The organism is Bacillus sp. FSL W7-1034 (assembly GCF_038593365.1).
Lineage (GTDB): Bacteria > Bacillota > Bacilli > Bacillales > Bacillaceae > Bacillus > Bacillus altitudinis.
On the sequence record NZ_CP151989.1, the window covers coordinates 3,211,084 to 3,226,922 of the forward strand.

19 protein-coding genes are annotated in these 15,839 nt (G+C 38.2%); 2 read left to right on the plus strand and 17 right to left on the minus strand.

Going from position 1 to position 15,839, the window contains the following annotated elements:
- Positions 1 to 2: 2 nt before the first annotated feature.
- The 16 genes from NST73_RS16605 to NST73_RS16680 form a co-directional block, all read right to left on the minus strand.
- The gene (locus tag NST73_RS16605) at positions 3 to 1,517 is read right to left on the minus strand and encodes a flagellar hook-associated protein 2 (RefSeq protein ID WP_135009634.1); all 1,515 of its coding nucleotides are present in this window, start codon (positions 1,515 to 1,517) and stop codon (positions 3 to 5) included.
- Positions 1,518 to 1,537: 20 nt separating this feature from the next.
- On the minus strand, positions 1,538 to 1,879 hold the full coding sequence (gene flaG / locus NST73_RS16610; protein WP_061420326.1) for a flagellar protein FlaG: 342 nt from the start codon (positions 1,877 to 1,879) through the stop codon (positions 1,538 to 1,540).
- A 153-nt stretch (positions 1,880 to 2,032) separates the two neighbouring features.
- Positions 2,033 to 2,257 carry a carbon storage regulator CsrA gene (gene csrA / locus NST73_RS16615; RefSeq protein ID WP_008348252.1) on the minus strand — a complete coding sequence of 75 codons (225 nt, stop codon included), beginning with the start codon at positions 2,255 to 2,257 and terminating at the stop codon, positions 2,033 to 2,035.
- Positions 2,251 to 2,685, minus strand: a complete 435-nt coding sequence (gene fliW / locus NST73_RS16620) for a flagellar assembly protein FliW (RefSeq protein WP_041091474.1) — start codon at positions 2,683 to 2,685, stop codon at positions 2,251 to 2,253. Before fliW ends, csrA begins: the two co-directional genes overlap by 7 nt.
- Positions 2,686 to 2,713: 28 nt before the next feature.
- The gene (locus NST73_RS16625) at positions 2,714 to 3,292 is read right to left on the minus strand and encodes a DUF6470 family protein (RefSeq protein WP_100324725.1); all 579 of its coding nucleotides are present in this window, start codon (positions 3,290 to 3,292) and stop codon (positions 2,714 to 2,716) included.
- A 46-nt stretch (positions 3,293 to 3,338) separates the two neighbouring features.
- Entirely contained in the window at positions 3,339 to 4,250 is a 912-nt protein-coding gene (gene flgL, locus NST73_RS16630; RefSeq protein WP_008348257.1) for a flagellar hook-associated protein FlgL, read from the minus strand.
- A gap of 8 nt (positions 4,251 to 4,258) precedes the next feature.
- Positions 4,259 to 5,779, minus strand: coding sequence for a flagellar hook-associated protein FlgK (flgK, locus tag NST73_RS16635; RefSeq protein WP_024719239.1), 1,521 nt, complete (start codon positions 5,777 to 5,779; stop codon positions 4,259 to 4,261).
- A gap of 15 nt (positions 5,780 to 5,794) precedes the next feature.
- Positions 5,795 to 6,277 (minus strand): flagellar protein FlgN, encoded by a 483-nt coding sequence (locus tag NST73_RS16640; protein ID WP_007499977.1) that lies wholly within the window; start codon positions 6,275 to 6,277, stop codon positions 5,795 to 5,797.
- A gap of 18 nt (positions 6,278 to 6,295) precedes the next feature.
- The gene (gene flgM / locus NST73_RS16645; protein ID WP_003213252.1) at positions 6,296 to 6,559 is read right to left on the minus strand and encodes a flagellar biosynthesis anti-sigma factor FlgM; all 264 of its coding nucleotides are present in this window, start codon (positions 6,557 to 6,559) and stop codon (positions 6,296 to 6,298) included.
- Positions 6,560 to 6,638: 79 nt separating this feature from the next.
- Positions 6,639 to 7,058 carry a TIGR03826 family flagellar region protein gene (locus NST73_RS16650; protein ID WP_017357864.1) on the minus strand — a complete coding sequence of 140 codons (420 nt, stop codon included), beginning with the start codon at positions 7,056 to 7,058 and terminating at the stop codon, positions 6,639 to 6,641.
- A gap of 56 nt (positions 7,059 to 7,114) precedes the next feature.
- Complete coding sequence (locus tag NST73_RS16655) at positions 7,115 to 7,837, minus strand: ComF family protein (RefSeq protein ID WP_272950036.1); 723 nt, start codon at positions 7,835 to 7,837, stop codon at positions 7,115 to 7,117.
- Entirely contained in the window at positions 7,798 to 8,091 is a 294-nt protein-coding gene (locus tag NST73_RS16660; RefSeq protein ID WP_008348267.1) for a competence protein ComFB, read from the minus strand. Before NST73_RS16660 ends, NST73_RS16655 begins: the two co-directional genes overlap by 40 nt.
- A 64-nt stretch (positions 8,092 to 8,155) precedes the next feature.
- A complete protein-coding gene (locus tag NST73_RS16665) occupies positions 8,156 to 9,283 on the minus strand; it encodes a DEAD/DEAH box helicase (protein ID WP_235672188.1) in 1,128 nt (375 codons plus the stop codon).
- A 371-nt stretch (positions 9,284 to 9,654) separates the two neighbouring features.
- Positions 9,655 to 10,497, minus strand: a complete 843-nt coding sequence (locus NST73_RS16670) for a DegV family protein (protein WP_024719242.1) — start codon at positions 10,495 to 10,497, stop codon at positions 9,655 to 9,657.
- Positions 10,498 to 10,698: 201 nt separating this feature from the next.
- Entirely contained in the window at positions 10,699 to 11,388 is a 690-nt protein-coding gene (gene degU / locus NST73_RS16675) for a two-component system response regulator DegU (RefSeq protein WP_008348273.1), read from the minus strand.
- Positions 11,389 to 11,452: 64 nt separating this feature from the next.
- Complete coding sequence (locus tag NST73_RS16680; RefSeq protein WP_024719243.1) at positions 11,453 to 12,628, minus strand: sensor histidine kinase; 1,176 nt, start codon at positions 12,626 to 12,628, stop codon at positions 11,453 to 11,455.
- A gap of 221 nt (positions 12,629 to 12,849) precedes the next feature.
- Between NST73_RS16680 and NST73_RS16685 the strand changes: the two genes are divergently transcribed.
- Together NST73_RS16685 and NST73_RS16690 are read left to right on the plus strand one after the other, a co-directional pair.
- The gene (locus NST73_RS16685; protein ID WP_017357860.1) at positions 12,850 to 13,518 is read left to right on the plus strand and encodes a YigZ family protein; all 669 of its coding nucleotides are present in this window, start codon (positions 12,850 to 12,852) and stop codon (positions 13,516 to 13,518) included.
- Positions 13,503 to 14,600 (plus strand): LCP family protein, encoded by a 1,098-nt coding sequence (locus NST73_RS16690; protein WP_024719244.1) that lies wholly within the window; start codon positions 13,503 to 13,505, stop codon positions 14,598 to 14,600. Before NST73_RS16685 ends, NST73_RS16690 begins: the two co-directional genes overlap by 16 nt.
- Positions 14,601 to 14,638: 38 nt before the next feature.
- Here NST73_RS16690 and NST73_RS16695 read toward each other — a convergent pair whose 3' ends face one another.
- Positions 14,639 to 15,706 carry an MraY family glycosyltransferase gene (locus NST73_RS16695; RefSeq protein ID WP_024719245.1) on the minus strand — a complete coding sequence of 356 codons (1,068 nt, stop codon included), beginning with the start codon at positions 15,704 to 15,706 and terminating at the stop codon, positions 14,639 to 14,641.
- Positions 15,707 to 15,839 lie beyond the last annotated feature (133 nt).

Sequence of the window (15,839 nt, forward strand, 5' to 3'; positions counted from 1 at the left end):
AATTATTGTCCAAGCAGTTGAGAAAGATAGCCAGATTGGTTGTTTAGCTTTTGAATCGCACTATCCATGGCGTTAAACTTTTTGTAGTAACGAGCTTCCACCATTTTTAAACGGTCTTGGAATGTGCTCATTCGTTGAGTCAAAGAATCAAGGTCCTTACCAAGTCCGTATTCCTTTGATGCCATCGTTGTGCTACCAGCCTTTGTTTGAATGCTCTTTGAGAAGGCTGATAAGGAATTTTTGATACGATGAATGATTCCTTGTTCTTTATATTGCTGCTGCGCTTTATCTTTATCTTTTGAATCTACATTTAGCGAACCTGACATAAATATTTGACTAATCTTCTGTGGGTCTTCTTGAATGGCTTTTCTTAGTTTCGGTTCATCAATGACAAGCTTTCCGCCATCTTTATATTTATCTGAAGTGGCAATTCCGATTTGTGTCATGTGAATTTTATTCCCATCACTTGTCGTAATATCAACATAAAAATCACTTCTTATTTTAGATGCACCAGATCGTAAAATTGAATCACTTCTCAGCAAGCCTGACTTCGCAGTCGTTTCCCATAGCTCGACTTCTTTGTCAGACATGGCTTTTTTCTCTTCTGCTGTTAATGGATAGTAGTCTCTATTTCTTTTTTCATTGACTTTACCATTGATCTCTTCAACAAGTTCATTGTATTTATCAACGAATTGTTTGATTTTATCAAAGATGGCATCGACATCTGTTGAAACGTTCAAACTGACAGGCTTATCTGTTGTTCCTTTAAGTTCATATGTGATACCAGCCTGCGTGAAAGTATTATTGTTATTTTCCATTTTGAGACCATTAATTTCGTATTGCGCTTTCTGCCCTTGAGTAGTCGCAACTAATTTATTATCTCCATCCACTTGGAAGCCTAATTGCGTTAAAAATGAAGCAGAATTACCATCCACTGCCTTAATACTGACACCTTCTCCAGTCGTACGGGAAGTCAGAGCGATTGTATCCACGTAGTTGGTCCCATCAAAGATTTGACCTTTATAAGCCGTGACACCTAGTTGAGTGTTGTTCAATTTTGACACGATTGAATCAAGGGTATCTTTATCAGTCGTATTAATGGTCACTGTTTTGGGTGTCGTAGAATCTGGTGTCGTCACCTCAAACGTGAACGTACCGTTTGCAGCAGTAAATCCAGATGTGCCAGAAGATTTGAATACGGAAGCTGTCGCTAGTTGAGTCACATTAATAGAGCCAGAGGTAGCATTTGTTGATCCAGTTGCTGTGACAGCAGATTCATTGGAGCTTGTGACCTTTTTTGCGCCATAAGTACTCGGATATGTTAAATTTAGTTTGGCAATGAGATCATCTAATTCTTTGACCTTTGAATTGACCTCGCGGTAGCTGTCTCTTTGCCATTCAAGTGTTTGTTTCTGACGTGTCATTTTATCAAGTGGTGCTTGCTCAGTTTTCATTAGCTTTGAGACGATTTCGTCAATATCAAATACATTTGAAAATCCAGTAATTCGATTAACCATTGTTTATGTTCTCCCTTCAATTACATTCTTTTATCGACAAATAAACCGACAATCTCTGTCATTGCCGCATAGAAATCAAGCCATTCTTTGGAAGGAATCTCTCTAATGACTTCTTCGGTTTGGTTATCTACGACTTTGACATAATATTCATTGAGTTTTTCATGTAATTCAAATTGAAGATGAAATTGAGTAGGTTCAATCAGCTTATTTGCTCCTTGAAGCGTTTTCTCAATTTCTTCTTTTGAAACGACTTTTCCATTTGCTTGTAAATCAGTGTTTACATTGTCGTTCTGATGATTCGTAACACGGGTTTGAAATGCATCAATCAGCGGCTCTATCGAAGTCAACTTACCAACAGACATAGTTATTCAGCTCCTGTGCTTTAATCTATCTTTTATATCGGCTTTGAATTATTAAATTAAATATAGATGGACTGATTTGTTAAAGTTTCATATAGATGGTGTACTTCTACGGTTTCACACGGAGGAGGATAGACAAATAGGATAAAAAAATCCTCACTTTTTTTGTGAGGATAATTGAGAAAGTAGATCAAAGGACAAGCTAGCAGCACGGCTGTTTTCTTCTTGAATAGACAGGTATACTTCCTTCCTGTGAATATCAATATGCTTAGGAGCCTCAATTCCGACTTTTACTTGGTCGCCTTCAATCGCAATAATTTTAACTTCAATATCGTCGCCTATTTGAATCGATTGATTTAATTTACGAGATAGAACTAACATGAGGAAGCCACCTCTAGCAAATGTTTTGTATGATAGGCTGAATCATGCAAAATGACCTGCTTGGCTTTCATGTTTTTCCGATTCACAATAATAGGCGCTCTTAAATTGGCTGTCGTTTTTTCAATAGAAGATCCCATTGTTAAAATAACCATGACTTCCGCATCATTGGCATCTTCTACCCCAAGAATGTCTACAACCGATTCTTCTAAGTCAAATTCATATTGATTGAAGAACAAAAATGGGCTGCTGACAATAAAGCCTAGTTCTGCATTTTTCAAAGATTGAAGAACTAAAAATGGGGATTCTTCTGATAAAGGTAAAATGACAAATTGTTTTTGATCCAGAAATCCTGGTATCCCATTAGAGAAGTGAATGATTTGCTCCTCTTTAATCGTCACTTCGCCATGGTATTTTGTTTGAATGATCATAATTCACGACCTTTTTCATTTTTCTTAACTATACCTTATCACCATTTTGACCTGTTTCGTCAACTTCTATTTTTAATTCTGGGTATTGTAACATATCAATATGAACTTTACCTGGCTGGTAGTTAACAATTGGTTTATGAGGTGTTGCCTCTATAATAGCTTTTTGCGGCTCCACATCAATTTTAAGTTCAGATGGCTGATAGTGAATTTTTACACTAAAAAATGAAGGAATCACACCGATGTTGAATTGTTTTGCTGGAGGACTGCCGTTGATTTTCGCAAACTCAGCAATCGCATTCCCACCATTCTCGATCTTGATGAGTTCACTTCCTTCTTCCGCTCTACGTCCCATTCCTTCTCCAATCGCACGTTTCCCCTCAGCAGCCCATTCCTCTGAACGCCTAAAAATCGACTTAATATCCATATCGGCAAATGCCTCGGTTTGATCTATGGTTAATTTCGACGGTGTCCTTGTGATATTCATGACAGCTCTTGGCTGCTGAATGTCAAGCTCAGCTCTTGGCTGCTCTACTTCTTGCTTGGAAGGAGTTGTCGACATTTGCAGCTTTGCATAAGTTTGCTCCATTAACAATCTAGGGATTTGCATAGGTTCACCTCCATGATGCAAAAAAGCACCCAACGGATGCTTTTTCTTATCTTAAGAAATCGACAAGGGATGGCTGAATCACTTTAGCTGTCGTCGCTAAAGCAGCTCTATTCACAGTCTCTTGTTGAAGAAGATCAAGAATGGCTTTTTCACTTTCTACATCTTCGGCATCTGATTTAGCCTTTTTCAGCACTTCAAATTGCGAAGTCAAACGGCTCCCGACTAAGTCGATACGATTGGATCTAGCCCCAAGATCTGAACGCTCAGCACTCATCACTTCTTTAAACTGATCGATATTTCCTAATGCATCATCTGAATTTGTAAACGTTCCATTTTTTAATGAGTTTTCTAAATCAGTCAGCATTTCAATGACATTTTGACCACTGGCAGATTGTCCACCAAAAGCTGAAAGAGGATTTGAATTCACATTTAATGTGATTCCATCAGAAATGTTCGACTGAACCACGTTTGCATCTGTATAGTTTTCAAAGTTAAATGTAAACGTACCATCTGCATTCTCTACAACTGGTTTAACATTTGTATTCGTCCCATTAAAAACAAACTTACCTAACATCTGCGTGTTCATTGCATCGATGATTTGATTCTTCATCTGACCAATTTCCACTCCGATAGCAGCTAAATCTTCTGGCTGTTTTGTTCCATTGGCCGCATCGAGTACTTTATCTCGTATATTTGACATGATATCAATTATTTCAGTGACACTTGTTTCAGATGTATCAATCCAGTTTCGTGCCTCATTTAAATTAGTTTGGTATTGCTCATTTCGAAACATGGCTGTACTATATTGAAGACTTTTCACTGCTGCAACAGGATCATCAGACGTTTTTGTGAAACGTTTTCCAGACTGTGCCTGCTCATTAATTTTAGAGAGTTTTTCATAACTTTTACTAATATTTCGAAGTGAATTTTGAGAAATCATACTTTGCGTGACTCGCATCCGTTAGCCTACCTTCCTACGACTCCCATGCCGTTTATTATTTTATCTAATACTTCGTCTTGCATCGTCATAATTCTTGCTGCTGCATTATACGCATGCTGAAATTGGATCATGTTCGTCATTTCTTCATCTATAGATACAGCACTAGTTGACATCCTGCGTTCATTGGCTGAATTCACAAGAGCTGCTGAACTGCTTTCAAGGGTCATGTTCTTTTTAGCTTGTATCCCCATTTCGGCAATGACATTCTGATAGTAATCCTGAATTGTTGTGGTATTTCCGCCGATTGGTAGCTTTAAGTTTTGAATATTAGCTAATTTCGTAGCATTCGAACCATCACCTTGCGTTTGATTAAGAGATGCAGCAATGTTATCTGTCGATGCTAAAATCACGTCACTCACTTTGATACGGGCTGCCAAGCCTTTATTCAAATCATTGTTATTCTCAATATCGAAAAAGTCTTGTCCACTTGTGCCATTTAACGTGTATCCTTGCTTATGGACGTCGTTAAAAGCATCCATAAATACTTTTGCTACTTCATCCAGCTCAGCAAGCATATCCGGGTACATGCCTTTTTCAGCTCCATTAGACATGTAGCCATACGCCTCAACAAGTGCTTTTACTTTACCATTCACTTGTAATTGATCAGCTGCGATGGTTGTCGTTCCAAATTGGAGTGAGTTAACAAGTCCCGTCGTATTATCATAGGAAAGTTGCAATTCAGATTTTTCATTGGTAATGCCATTTAAAATTGTTCCAGCAGATTGTCCATTTGCACCGATAATATCGATGTTAACGGTTCCTTCAGCAATTTCCAGAGCATTTCCTCCAGAAGGGTTGTAGCTCACTTTAATATCAACAAGTGAGGAAAGCTGATCTATAAGAGCGTCTCGCGTATCATAAAGATCATTGGGAAGATAACCATTTGGCTCAACTGTTGCAATCTGTTTATTCACTTCATCAATTTGAGTTAATAGGGTGTTCACATTTTTTGCCGTTGAATCGAGTTCAGTTTTTAAATTCTTTTGTATCGTTGTTAAAGAAGAATTTAGCAGGCGGAATTGATCTACTAAAGCCTGAGCACTTGTCTTAACAACTGTACGGGCTGAAGCAGTATCAGCATTTTTCGATTCCGATAAGACTTGTAATGATTTCCAGAGATTATCAAAGGCTCTATTCAAGCCTTCATCTGTCAAATCATTCATCACTCCTTCCATTTGTGAAAGAGCATCAGACTTCGTCGCATAATAAGATAAGTTATTGTTATGATCTCTATACTGAAGATCTAAAAAGCTGTCTCGAATTCTTTCAACAGTTCCAACTTGGACACCTGTCCCCATTTGGCCGTATGTCTTGCCATCATAAACAGAAATCACTGGGTAAGGATTCTCTGCTTTAAAGGTAACTCTCTGTCTTGAGTAGCCATCAGTATTTGCATTGGATACGTTGTTTGATGTGACATAAAGCCCTGCACGCTGGGCTGTGATTCCTCTTTTTGCCGTTTCTAGTCCCATGAATGTAGAACCCATAGATATCCTCCTTGTTTACGCCTTTGAATCAAACAAAGCCCTATGCTGTTTAGGCTTTGAACTCTCAAGACCATTTTGTCCGTAATTCATATTTTCTTTGTTAGGATTCACAAGATCGAATGTCAGTGAAATAAATTGAAGTGACTGCTGAATAAGCTGTTTGTTCAGTTCGTTTACATCTTTCAGTTCCACCATGATGTCATTCAGCTTCTCATATAACGAAATAAGCTCTTCTTGATCCGTTCCTGTAGCTTTTTCGATGCATGCGGTGATTGTCGGCGATTGATCACTTTGTAAAAATTGAACTGCTGCTTCAATCCGCTTTTCTTCTAATTGTGAAATGGCCTGAATATATTTTTGCTCAAGGTTCAGAACCTCTGAAAGAGCATCGATCTCATTATTTTTCAGCATTTCTGTTTTATTCTTAGACAGCTTTAGAAGCTGTTCATGTAATCCGTAGAGACGGTGCAGTTCTTCAATCATTATTTTTACTGACATTCACGCTACTCCCTTTTGTTATTGTTGTTTATAAAAATTCAACATTTTATCTGCAATGCCTTTTGTATCTACTTGATATGTTCCGGCTTCAATGCTTTTTTTAATTTGGTCTATTTTATCTTGACGTTCTTTCATGATATTCGGCACCTTTTGCATTTCGATTGCCTTTTTAGAAATTTCGACTTTGTCAGTTGATTTTGCTTGATTCGATTGCAACGTTTGTTTCTCATATGTTTTCTTGTAAGGATTTACTGGTTGTGTTCCATATCGATTAATTTTCACGGGATTCCTCTCGCTTTCCGTTACAGTCTGTCTTGATTCTATCCATTTTATCGACCAAACTGCAACTTAGTTTAGGGAATCAGTCGTTTTTAGGATTAATGGCATAATAGGTGTCTTTTTTCCTAGATTCAATCTCCCTTTTACGCTCTTCTTCTTGGTCCATTTGGCTGATTTGTGTCTTTATATCCTTTTCACAATGGCTACACAGCTTGTTTTTCCTGATCGGTTGGCCGCATCTTTCACAAGGATAGTTGATATTCGGGAATTGACTAATTTGAAGTCTTTTCAAACGGATAAATTTCAGGATTAATTCTTCATCAACTTCTGTTGCGTCCACTATTTCAGCAATGGTTGATTGTCTATTACTTTGCTTACGCAAGAATTTATAAACGATATCAAAAGAACGTTCTTCTTCTTCAAAGCATTTGTTACAAACCGTTTGGATGGTGGTTTTTAAAAATAACTGATTACATTGTGGACAGTTTGCCAATTGATTCATAACCAAAACCCCTTACGTTATTTTCTTTTCTTAATATCGGTTGATTGTCATGATTTTTAACTACGAATCAACGTAAAAGAGGAAACACTTTTGGCGCCTGCGTCTTTTAAAATTTTTGCTGCATGATAGACTGTCGCCCCAGTTGTATAAATATCATCGATTAATATGACATCCTTTAGAACGATCGGGTTTGACTGCCTTAATTGGAACAAATTCTGTTGTTGTAAACGTTCATTTTTTCTTTTCTTAGACTGCTTACTTTGATGTACTTTTATAAGTGGTTCCAATATAGGTCCGCCAATCATGGAAGCAAGCATCATTGACTGATTGAATCCTCTTTCCTTTAATCTCTCTTTACTCAAAGGAATTGGGACAAGCACCGGTTCTTTGATTGAAAAAGAACGTTTAAACGCTGACTGTACATCTTTTTTAAATAGATCAGCTAAAGCCGTATCACCTCGAAATTTAAATCGAGCTAGAATATCTTTCATAAAGTCGTTGTAAGCATAAACAGACCGATTCATTACAAGAATCTCAGCAAAATCCCGTCGTTTATCCCACCTTGAACAATCCTGACACAATTGATCATTTGATTGCGCTCTTCCGCATTTGGGACAAGTAGGACCTTGAATCTTCATCAGGTGGTTCTTACATGCTACACATAAACGATCTTCATTTAATAGTAGGAATGATTTCCATGTAAAAGCAGCCACAAAATGGCTCTCACAAATTGGACAAATCAACGCTTTTCTTTGTTCAACGGCAAATGATTTTCGCACCTTGGATATGTAGTGACCGTTGAAGCAGCTTCTGTCAGAATGACGAGCATCGCCGTATTTTTCTGTTTATCCACCATCTCGGATTTACTGTAGGATATTTTATCGATATCTGTTATATATTGCGGTTTCACTTGATTTAGAGAAATGGCTAATACATCTTCTATACATTTTTCACAATGACAAATCATGTTTAATTGGTTGAGATATTGATAGAGAATTTCTTTAAGTAGTATTTCTTTTGCGTTGAGTAGCATATTTTGTCTCTCCTGCCATTTGTGTTTTGTGAATATAATGTACCATGATTTAGTTGAACCCACACTATTTTTCAGAAAACTCTTTTTCAGCTGTATTATTCATTTTTACGATATGTTTCTTTGCTTGTTTCATACTTCTCGTTAAACCAAAATGAAAAAAATACACGTCTCCGTTAAAAAAATCTGGATGTCTCCCTGCTCTACCAGAAATTTGGACAAGTGCACTTTCTGAAAAAATAGGAGATTCCGCACCTAATACGCCCACCTGAACATCTTGAATGGTAACGCCTCTTTCTAGAATAGTTGTTGTAACCAATACATCGTATCTATGATCTCTGAAATGCTGGACTTTTTGCTTCCTTTCTTGATCATCCGCAGAAACACCCTGTACATTTACATCTTGAACTTGAAGAATATGAGTTACCTTCTTCATAGTAGAAATAGAAGGAACAAAGAGTAACACTCTTTTTTTCTTTGTGATATGTTCATGCAGCCAGTTCATTGTAGATGCTGGAAGCCGATTTCTTTTTAATTTCTTTTTCCAATCTCCAACCCATTGAAATGTTGGGACAGGCAATGGTTTTTGGTGGAAGCGCAGAGGAATTTTGATCGCTTCTAATTGTCTATGAGCAACATCCTTTTGCATTTTTTTAGATGGTGTGGCACTTAAGTAAATTCTAACTCCTGTTTTTTTCATTGATTTTAAAACAGCAAACTGAAGCCGTTCATCAATTGAATAAGGAAATGCATCGACTTCGTCAACAATGAGGACATCAAAGGCGTTTTTATATCTCATTAGCTGATGGGTTGTAGCGATCATAAGCGGCGCCATTTGAAATCTTTGAGAACTCCCGCCATAAAGTACAGCTATATTCAGTCCTTGAAATGCCTTTCTCATTCGAGGTTCAAGCTCAAGTACAACATCGGTTCTAGGCGTCGCAATACAAACACTCATTCCGTTATTTAGCGCATATTTTATTCCATGAAAAAGCACCTCCGTTTTCCCAGCACCACAAACAGCCCAAACGAGCAGATCAAATTTGTTTTGGATTGCTTCTACTAGCCTATCGGACGCTCTCTTTTGCCCTTTAGAAAGCTCTCCCTGCCATGTTAATTCAACTTGTCTTGTTTCTTTCTTTTGTGGACCCGTCCATTCGTAGAGAAAGCCACATTCGCTTAATTTTCCCAGCATGATGCAGGATCTACAGTATACACAGTCTTTTTTACATGTTTCACACGGAGAGAGGGCAAAGTAGCGCTTGTTTGATACACCGCACCGGCAGCAGATCAAACCACTCGACACCCTATCGACAGCAGGTGTTCTATGGATAAATCCTTGATTCTCCAGCCACTCCAATTCGGACTGTGTACATTGACATTCAATAGGAAGGAGGTGCCTTGATTGTAGCTTGTGACTGAGTTCCATTGCTTTTTCCAGATTCAATTTCACGCACTACCTTTCCATTCATGTTGACCCATTATGTACAAAGAGAAGGCCTTTCGTCTAATTGTAAAAATAGAAAAACAAATCCCCTTTTCCATGAGAAAAGGGGACTTTGATATCTACCTGATGATCCAGCCAAGTGCTAAAGAGCCTTCGCCTAGATGAGTGCCAATCACGGCACCAAAGTAGCTTTTATAAAATTCAACATGAGGATACTTTTCTAATAAGTGCGCAATTAATTCATCTGCTTCTTCTTCTCTATTACCATGTATCAGAGTTGCTCTCATTGGAACACCACGTGATGCATCTTCATCAAATAATTCGAAAATACGTGAAATGGCTTTTTTGCGTGTACGAATCTTCTCAAAAGGGACAATTAGCTTGTTGTCAAAATGCAAGATAGGCTTTACCTTTAAGAGGCTTCCAATAAAAGCCTGAGCACCATTTAATCTGCCGCCACGTTGTAAATGAGTTAAATCGTCTACCATAAAATAAGCTCTTTGATTTTCTTTTAGATAATTGAGATGGGAAATCACTTCTTCTGGAGAAGCACCACCTTGGATTTTTTCAGCAGCTTCTAACACATAAAAACCTTGCGCCATACAGCTAGTCTCTGTATCAAACGGATAAATGTCGATTCCGTCAACTAGTTCATTCGCTGAGGCCGCACTATTGTATGTTCCACTAATTCCGCTTGACAGATGTATACTAATCACAGCATCATATGTTTCACTAAGTTTTTCATATAATTCTATAAGTTCACCGAAAGCAGGCTGAGAGGTTGTTGGAAGATCTTTATGTTTCTTGACTTCTTCATAATATGTCTTCCAATCCATTTCTACTTCTTCACGGTATGATTCAGTACCAAAGATGACATTCAGAGGGATCATATGAATATGATGTTTATCACGTAGTTCTTGTGGTATATAAGCAGTACTGTCTGTTACAACGGCTATTTTCATTCTTAAATACCTTCCTTATCCGTTAAGTTGCTTTTTGATCATTCTTTTTCACTAGATTTATAATACTAATCAAAAAAGCTTGCCTAATCAATAGGCAAGCCCGCTATATCCGAAAAAGACTCCTTACCTGCCTATCATTGCTCTCTAACTTGAATGTGAGAGAACTAAAAACAGGCGAAAAAGGAGTACTTGTCCGGAACATTATCTCATTTCTACCCAGCCGTTTTTAATTGCTACAACAACAGCTTGAGTACGGTCATTTACATTCATTTTTTGCAAGATGTTACTCACGTGGTTTTTGACTGTTTTCTCACTAATAAAGAGCGACTCACCAATACCTCTGTTGCTCTTTCCGTCAGCTAACATTTGAAGAACTTCACATTCACGTCTTGTTAAAATATGAAGTGGTCTGCGAATTTCAGGATATACCTCGTGCTGTGGATGTGCTGAAACGCCGCTTGTTGCTAAGCGTCGGAATTCATTTACTAAGTTATGAGTGACTTTCGGATGTAAATAAGAGCCTCCGTCAGCTACTACTTTTACTGCTTCAATGAGGGTATCTGCATCCATTTCTTTTAACAAGTAGCCTCTTGCTCCTGTTTTTAATGCATGTGTCACATAGTTTTCATCGTCATGAATAGATAGGATAATGACTTTTGATTCGGGATAAAGCTCTACTAGCTGTTTTGTAGCCTCCACACCATTTACATTCGGCATATTAATGTCCATAATGACAACATCCGGATGATAGTGTTCTACGATACGTGCAGCTTCGTCACCGTCGTCTCCTTCTGCAACTACTTCAAAAGTAGGTTCAAAATCTAAAATCCGTTTGACACCTTCACGGAATAATTGGTGGTCATCGATAATTACAATATTTACTTTAGTCACAAGCTACGCCTCCCCATGTTTATTGTTCTACACCTGAACTTTATGGTCAATATGTCTTTTGTCTCTATTTTACAATTTTATTTTGTAATGTTAACGGTACTCTAATCATGATGAATGTCCCTAGACCTATTTTTGAGTCTATGGTCATTTTACCTTCTAGCAAGTCTACGCGCTCTTTCATACCAAGTAACCCAAAGGATTTGTTTTTATTTGTTTTCACATCTTTCATATCAAAGCCTTTTCCATCGTCTTTGATAATTAAGGTGACAAAGTCTTTCGTCACTTCAACCTTCACAGAGATTTCTTCAGCTTCAGAATGCTTTAAAGAATTTGTGACAGCTTCTTGGGCTAGTCTAAACAGTGCCACTTCGAATTGAGAAGCAATTCTTTCATTTTCTGTATCCCCTAGGCATTGGAACGTAATTTTGGTTTTTCCATCATATTCTTCAATTGTGTTTAAGTATTTTCGCAGTGTCGGAATGAGACCCAAATCATCTAAAGCCATCGGTCTTAAATCATAAATGATTCTTCTCACTTCGTACAGTGCATTTCGCACATTCTGTCTTAGACTTCTAATTTCTTTAAAGCCTTCTTCTGTTCCACGGTCTCTAAAAATTCGTTCAATTAGTTCTGAACGCATCATCACGTTTGCCAGCATCTGAGCAGGTCCATCATGGATTTCTCGTGATACCCTTTTGCGCTCTTCTTCCTGGGCTTCAATAATTCTTAGTCCAAAATCTTGTTTTGCCTGAGCATCTTCAAGTAACACGCCAACTTGGCGTAAGTCCTGATTGAGATAGTTGAGAACCACTGTGATCTGGCTCACAAGCGTTTCAGAGCGTTCAATGACGTCTTGCAGGCTTAACAATCGTCTTTCGAGATCATCTCTTCTTTCCCTCAGCTGTTTTTCGCGCTGCTGGATCATGGTCAATTCTACTTGCAGGTTATGTGCTTTTTCATAGGCTTCTCGTATTTCTTCTTCGCTGAATTTGTTGAAGTTTCTGCTGACCTCAGATAATCGATTTCTAGCATGTCTCGTATGTACTTCTAGTTTATCCCCAAAATCAATTACTTCGTTGACTTGCTGTTTAATTTGCTTGAGCTCTTCTACTAGGCTTTCATATTGTTGACGGGACTGTTCGCCGATTCTAAATACTTCGTCCTTACTGCCATCAACTGTACTTAGCATTTTCATGATGATTGAATCCAATAACTTCGGATCCATTTTAGGTGTTGTCATGGCTTTTCCCTCCCGTAACAGTGATGTCATCTTTTTTTATTATAAATGTCATTGATCTGCATTTTATGTCGAATTATAATGAAAGAATGCGTATAAATCATGAAATTTTTATGACGACCCTTTTTCCGCTCCTATCATCATAACAAAATACGCTGTAAAATTCTAAAACCAATGCAAATTTTCTCTAGCCTTACAATTTGCTTGTCAGGAGGGTATGTCTTTTGCTGAACCGCTATCTCACAGTAAAAAGCCGTGGCGAGCATGAGATCGTCATTGAAAAATCACGTTTTATTTGTCATATACAACGTGCTGTCTCAGAAGAAGAAGCACAAGCCTTTATACAATCCATAAAAAAACAACATTGGAACGCCACTCATAATTGTTCCGCCTATTTGATCGGTGAACATGATCTGATTCAAAAAGCAAATGATGATGGTGAACCAAGCGGTACGGCAGGTGTACCCATGCTTGAAGTGCTAAAAAAACGCAAGCTGAAAGATACAGTAGTTGTCGTCACTCGTTATTTCGGCGGTATTAAGCTAGGTGCCGGTGGATTAATTCGCGCGTACGGAAAATCTGTGTCTGAAGCAATCAATCATGTTGGTATGGTAGAACGCTGTTTAATGCGTACGATGCACACAACAATAGATTATACATGGCTTGGAAAGGTAGAGAATGAGCTTAGAGCCTCATCTTTTCAGCTAAAAGACATCCATTATGCAGAAGATGTGATTTTTGAAACGTATGTAGAAGAAACACAAACAGAGCAGTTCATTGAATGGATGACTGAGTTAACTAATGGAAAGAGTGTTACTAAAGAAGGCGAATTGATTTATTTAGAAAAGGACGTTGGTCCGATAAAGGAGACAGATGAATGGCACAACGAGTAAAAGTGCGTGTACGAAAGAAAAAGAGTAAGAAGAAAAAGATTTTCAAACGGATTCTGGTCTTATTTTTGCTTCTCTTCATCTGCATGGGCGGATTTGCAGTTTATAAGATTGTGAATACACTCCAGGCTGCTGACAAAACTTATGATGAATTAGAGCGCGGGGAGAAATCGAAACTCCGTGATGCTGTCATTGATATAAAGAAAAAACCTTTCTCTGTCCTATTTGTTGGTATAGAGGATTACGCCACAAATGGTGATCACGGCCGTTCAGATTCACTCATCGTCGCAACGATTAATCCTCAGGATAAAACAATGAAAATGGTCAGTATCCCCCGTGACACACGAGTACAGCTTGCTAGTGACACAACGGGAAATAAAGTAAAGATCAATGCGGCATTTGCTAAAGGCGGTAAAGACGAAACGATTGAAACTGTCGAACAATTCTTGCATATCCCAATTGACAAATATGCAACAGTGGACTTTGACGGTTTTAAGGATGTCATTGATGAAGTTGGGGGAATCGATATAGACGTCCCATTTGACTTCAATGAAAAAAGTGACGTCAAAAAATCGAAAAAGATTTACTTTAAAAAAGGGAATATGCATTTAAACGGGGAAGAGGCACTTGCTTATGCGCGAATGAGAAAACAAGATCCACGTGGTGATTTCGGGCGTAACGATCGTCAGAAACAAATCTTACGTGCCATGATTGATCAAATGGCGAAACCTCATAACATTGCAAACGTGGATAATATTGCAAAAGAAGTAAGTGATCATATAACAACCAACTTCCGCATCACAGAAGGACTTGCTCTACAGCAAATTTACAGTGGTTTTAAAGGAGACGATACTGAAACACTATCTATTAAAGGATCAGACCTTTATTTAGGACCAAATCGAACATACTTCTTTGAGCCAGATCAAACCAACTTGGCTGAGGTGCAAAATGAGTTAAGGACACATTTAAAGCTTCCTGCTGAGTCATCGTCCTCAACTGAAACAAATACACAAACCGATTCATCTTCTGGTACAACAGGGTCAGCCGATACACAGGCCCCTTCGACCAGCACATCAGGACAATAATAGGAAAACAGCCCGTTCCTTGGAAGCGGGCTGTTTTTTTATTGTCTTTTGACCATTCGTTTGTAGAATTTCGTAAATGGTTTAAACTCTTCGTTCACCAAACCAGTGACTTCAGCGATAACTTGCATAAACATGACCAGTAAAAAGATGATGATCAATGACAGCCAAATGGTGGCACTTGTCAGCAAAATCGCGCTTAAGCTGAAGACTAAGCCAATCATGTAAATCACAATCACTGCCATTCGATGTGATAAGCCAAAGGCCATCAGTCGATGATGGATGTGTGATTTGTCAGGTGATGAGATAGGCTGTTTATTCAATATTCGTCTGATGATCGCAAAGGTCGTATCAAAAATAGGCACACCTAAAATAATTACAGGGACAACAACACTAAACAAAGTAACACTTTTGTACAATCCTAAAAGTGACAGGACCGAGATCATATAGCCTAAAAATAACGAACCTGTATCACCCATAAATATTTTTGCTGGATGGAAGTTATAAAAAAGAAAACCGATGGTACTGCCAATGACGACAAGAGATAACGAAAGAATCAGGATCTTGTCCGCAGAAAATGCCATGACGGCAATCGTGGTTAAACCGATAACCGAAATTCCGGCAGCCAGTCCATCTAATCCATCAATTAAATTGATCGCATTTGTAATCCCAACAATCCATAGTACAGTCAGGGGATACGCCATCCATCCTAACTCCAGTCGATCTGTTAAGAAAGGAACAGAGAAAAAGTCCATTTTTAAGCCCGTGCTCACGATTAAGCAAGCAACGAGAACTTGCACAAGAAATTTAAATTTTGCACTTAAATTATATTTATCATCAAATATACCTAAAATGACGATGAGTACAGCGCCAACTGATATAGCTGTAATTTTATTATGTAGAAACAGCCCGCCTGCTAGTGCTCCAGCCGCTACCCCAATAAAAATCGCCAAACCGCCCATTCGAGGCATTACTCTATCATGAACTTTTCGTTTATTCGGCTGGTCCACTGCACCAATCTTAATTGCAAACTTTTTGACGATTGGTGTCACAATTAAAACTGTAGCCAGAGAGACAAAAAACGCTAATAAGGCGCGTTCGTAATCCATAGGTCAGTCTCCTTCTAAATTGAAATCTGTATTTTGTATATTGGCCGCTCTTTCCATTATACAATTGAATATAGGATGATCACAAGCTCCCCCTAAGAAGAAGAAACAAATAAAAACGCACAATCCTGAATGA

Bases quoted from the DNA above. Each gene is read 5' to 3' on its own strand.
- NST73_RS16605 (WP_135009634.1), bottom strand. From the start codon at position 1,517: ATGGTTAATCGAATTACTGGATTTTCAAATGTATTTGATATTGACGAA.
- flaG (WP_061420326.1), bottom strand. From the start codon at position 1,879: ATGTCTGTTGGTAAGTTGACTTCGATAGAGCCGCTGATTGATGCATTT.
- csrA (WP_008348252.1), bottom strand. From the start codon at position 2,257: ATGTTAGTTCTATCTCGTAAATTAAATCAATCGATTCAAATAGGCGAC.
- fliW (WP_041091474.1), bottom strand. From the start codon at position 2,685: ATGATCATTCAAACAAAATACCATGGCGAAGTGACGATTAAAGAGGAG.
- NST73_RS16625 (WP_100324725.1), bottom strand. From the start codon at position 3,292: ATGCAAATCCCTAGATTGTTAATGGAGCAAACTTATGCAAAGCTGCAA.
- flgL (WP_008348257.1), bottom strand. From the start codon at position 4,250: ATGCGAGTCACGCAAAGTATGATTTCTCAAAATTCACTTCGAAATATT.
- flgK (WP_024719239.1), bottom strand. From the start codon at position 5,779: ATGGGTTCTACATTCATGGGACTAGAAACGGCAAAAAGAGGAATCACA.
- NST73_RS16640 (WP_007499977.1), bottom strand. From the start codon at position 6,277: ATGTCAGTAAAAATAATGATTGAAGAACTGCACCGTCTCTACGGATTA.
- NST73_RS16650 (WP_017357864.1), bottom strand. From the start codon at position 7,058: ATGAATCAATTGGCAAACTGTCCACAATGTAATCAGTTATTTTTAAAA.
- NST73_RS16660 (WP_008348267.1), bottom strand. From the start codon at position 8,091: ATGCTACTCAACGCAAAAGAAATACTACTTAAAGAAATTCTCTATCAA.
- NST73_RS16665 (WP_235672188.1), bottom strand. From the start codon at position 9,283: ATGCTGGGAAAATTAAGCGAATGTGGCTTTCTCTACGAATGGACGGGT.
- NST73_RS16670 (WP_024719242.1), bottom strand. From the start codon at position 10,497: ATGAAAATAGCCGTTGTAACAGACAGTACTGCTTATATACCACAAGAA.
- NST73_RS16680 (WP_024719243.1), bottom strand. From the start codon at position 12,628: ATGACAACACCTAAAATGGATCCGAAGTTATTGGATTCAATCATCATG.
- NST73_RS16690 (WP_024719244.1), top strand. From the start codon at position 13,503: ATGGCACAACGAGTAAAAGTGCGTGTACGAAAGAAAAAGAGTAAGAAG.
- NST73_RS16695 (WP_024719245.1), bottom strand. From the start codon at position 15,706: ATGGATTACGAACGCGCCTTATTAGCGTTTTTTGTCTCTCTGGCTACA.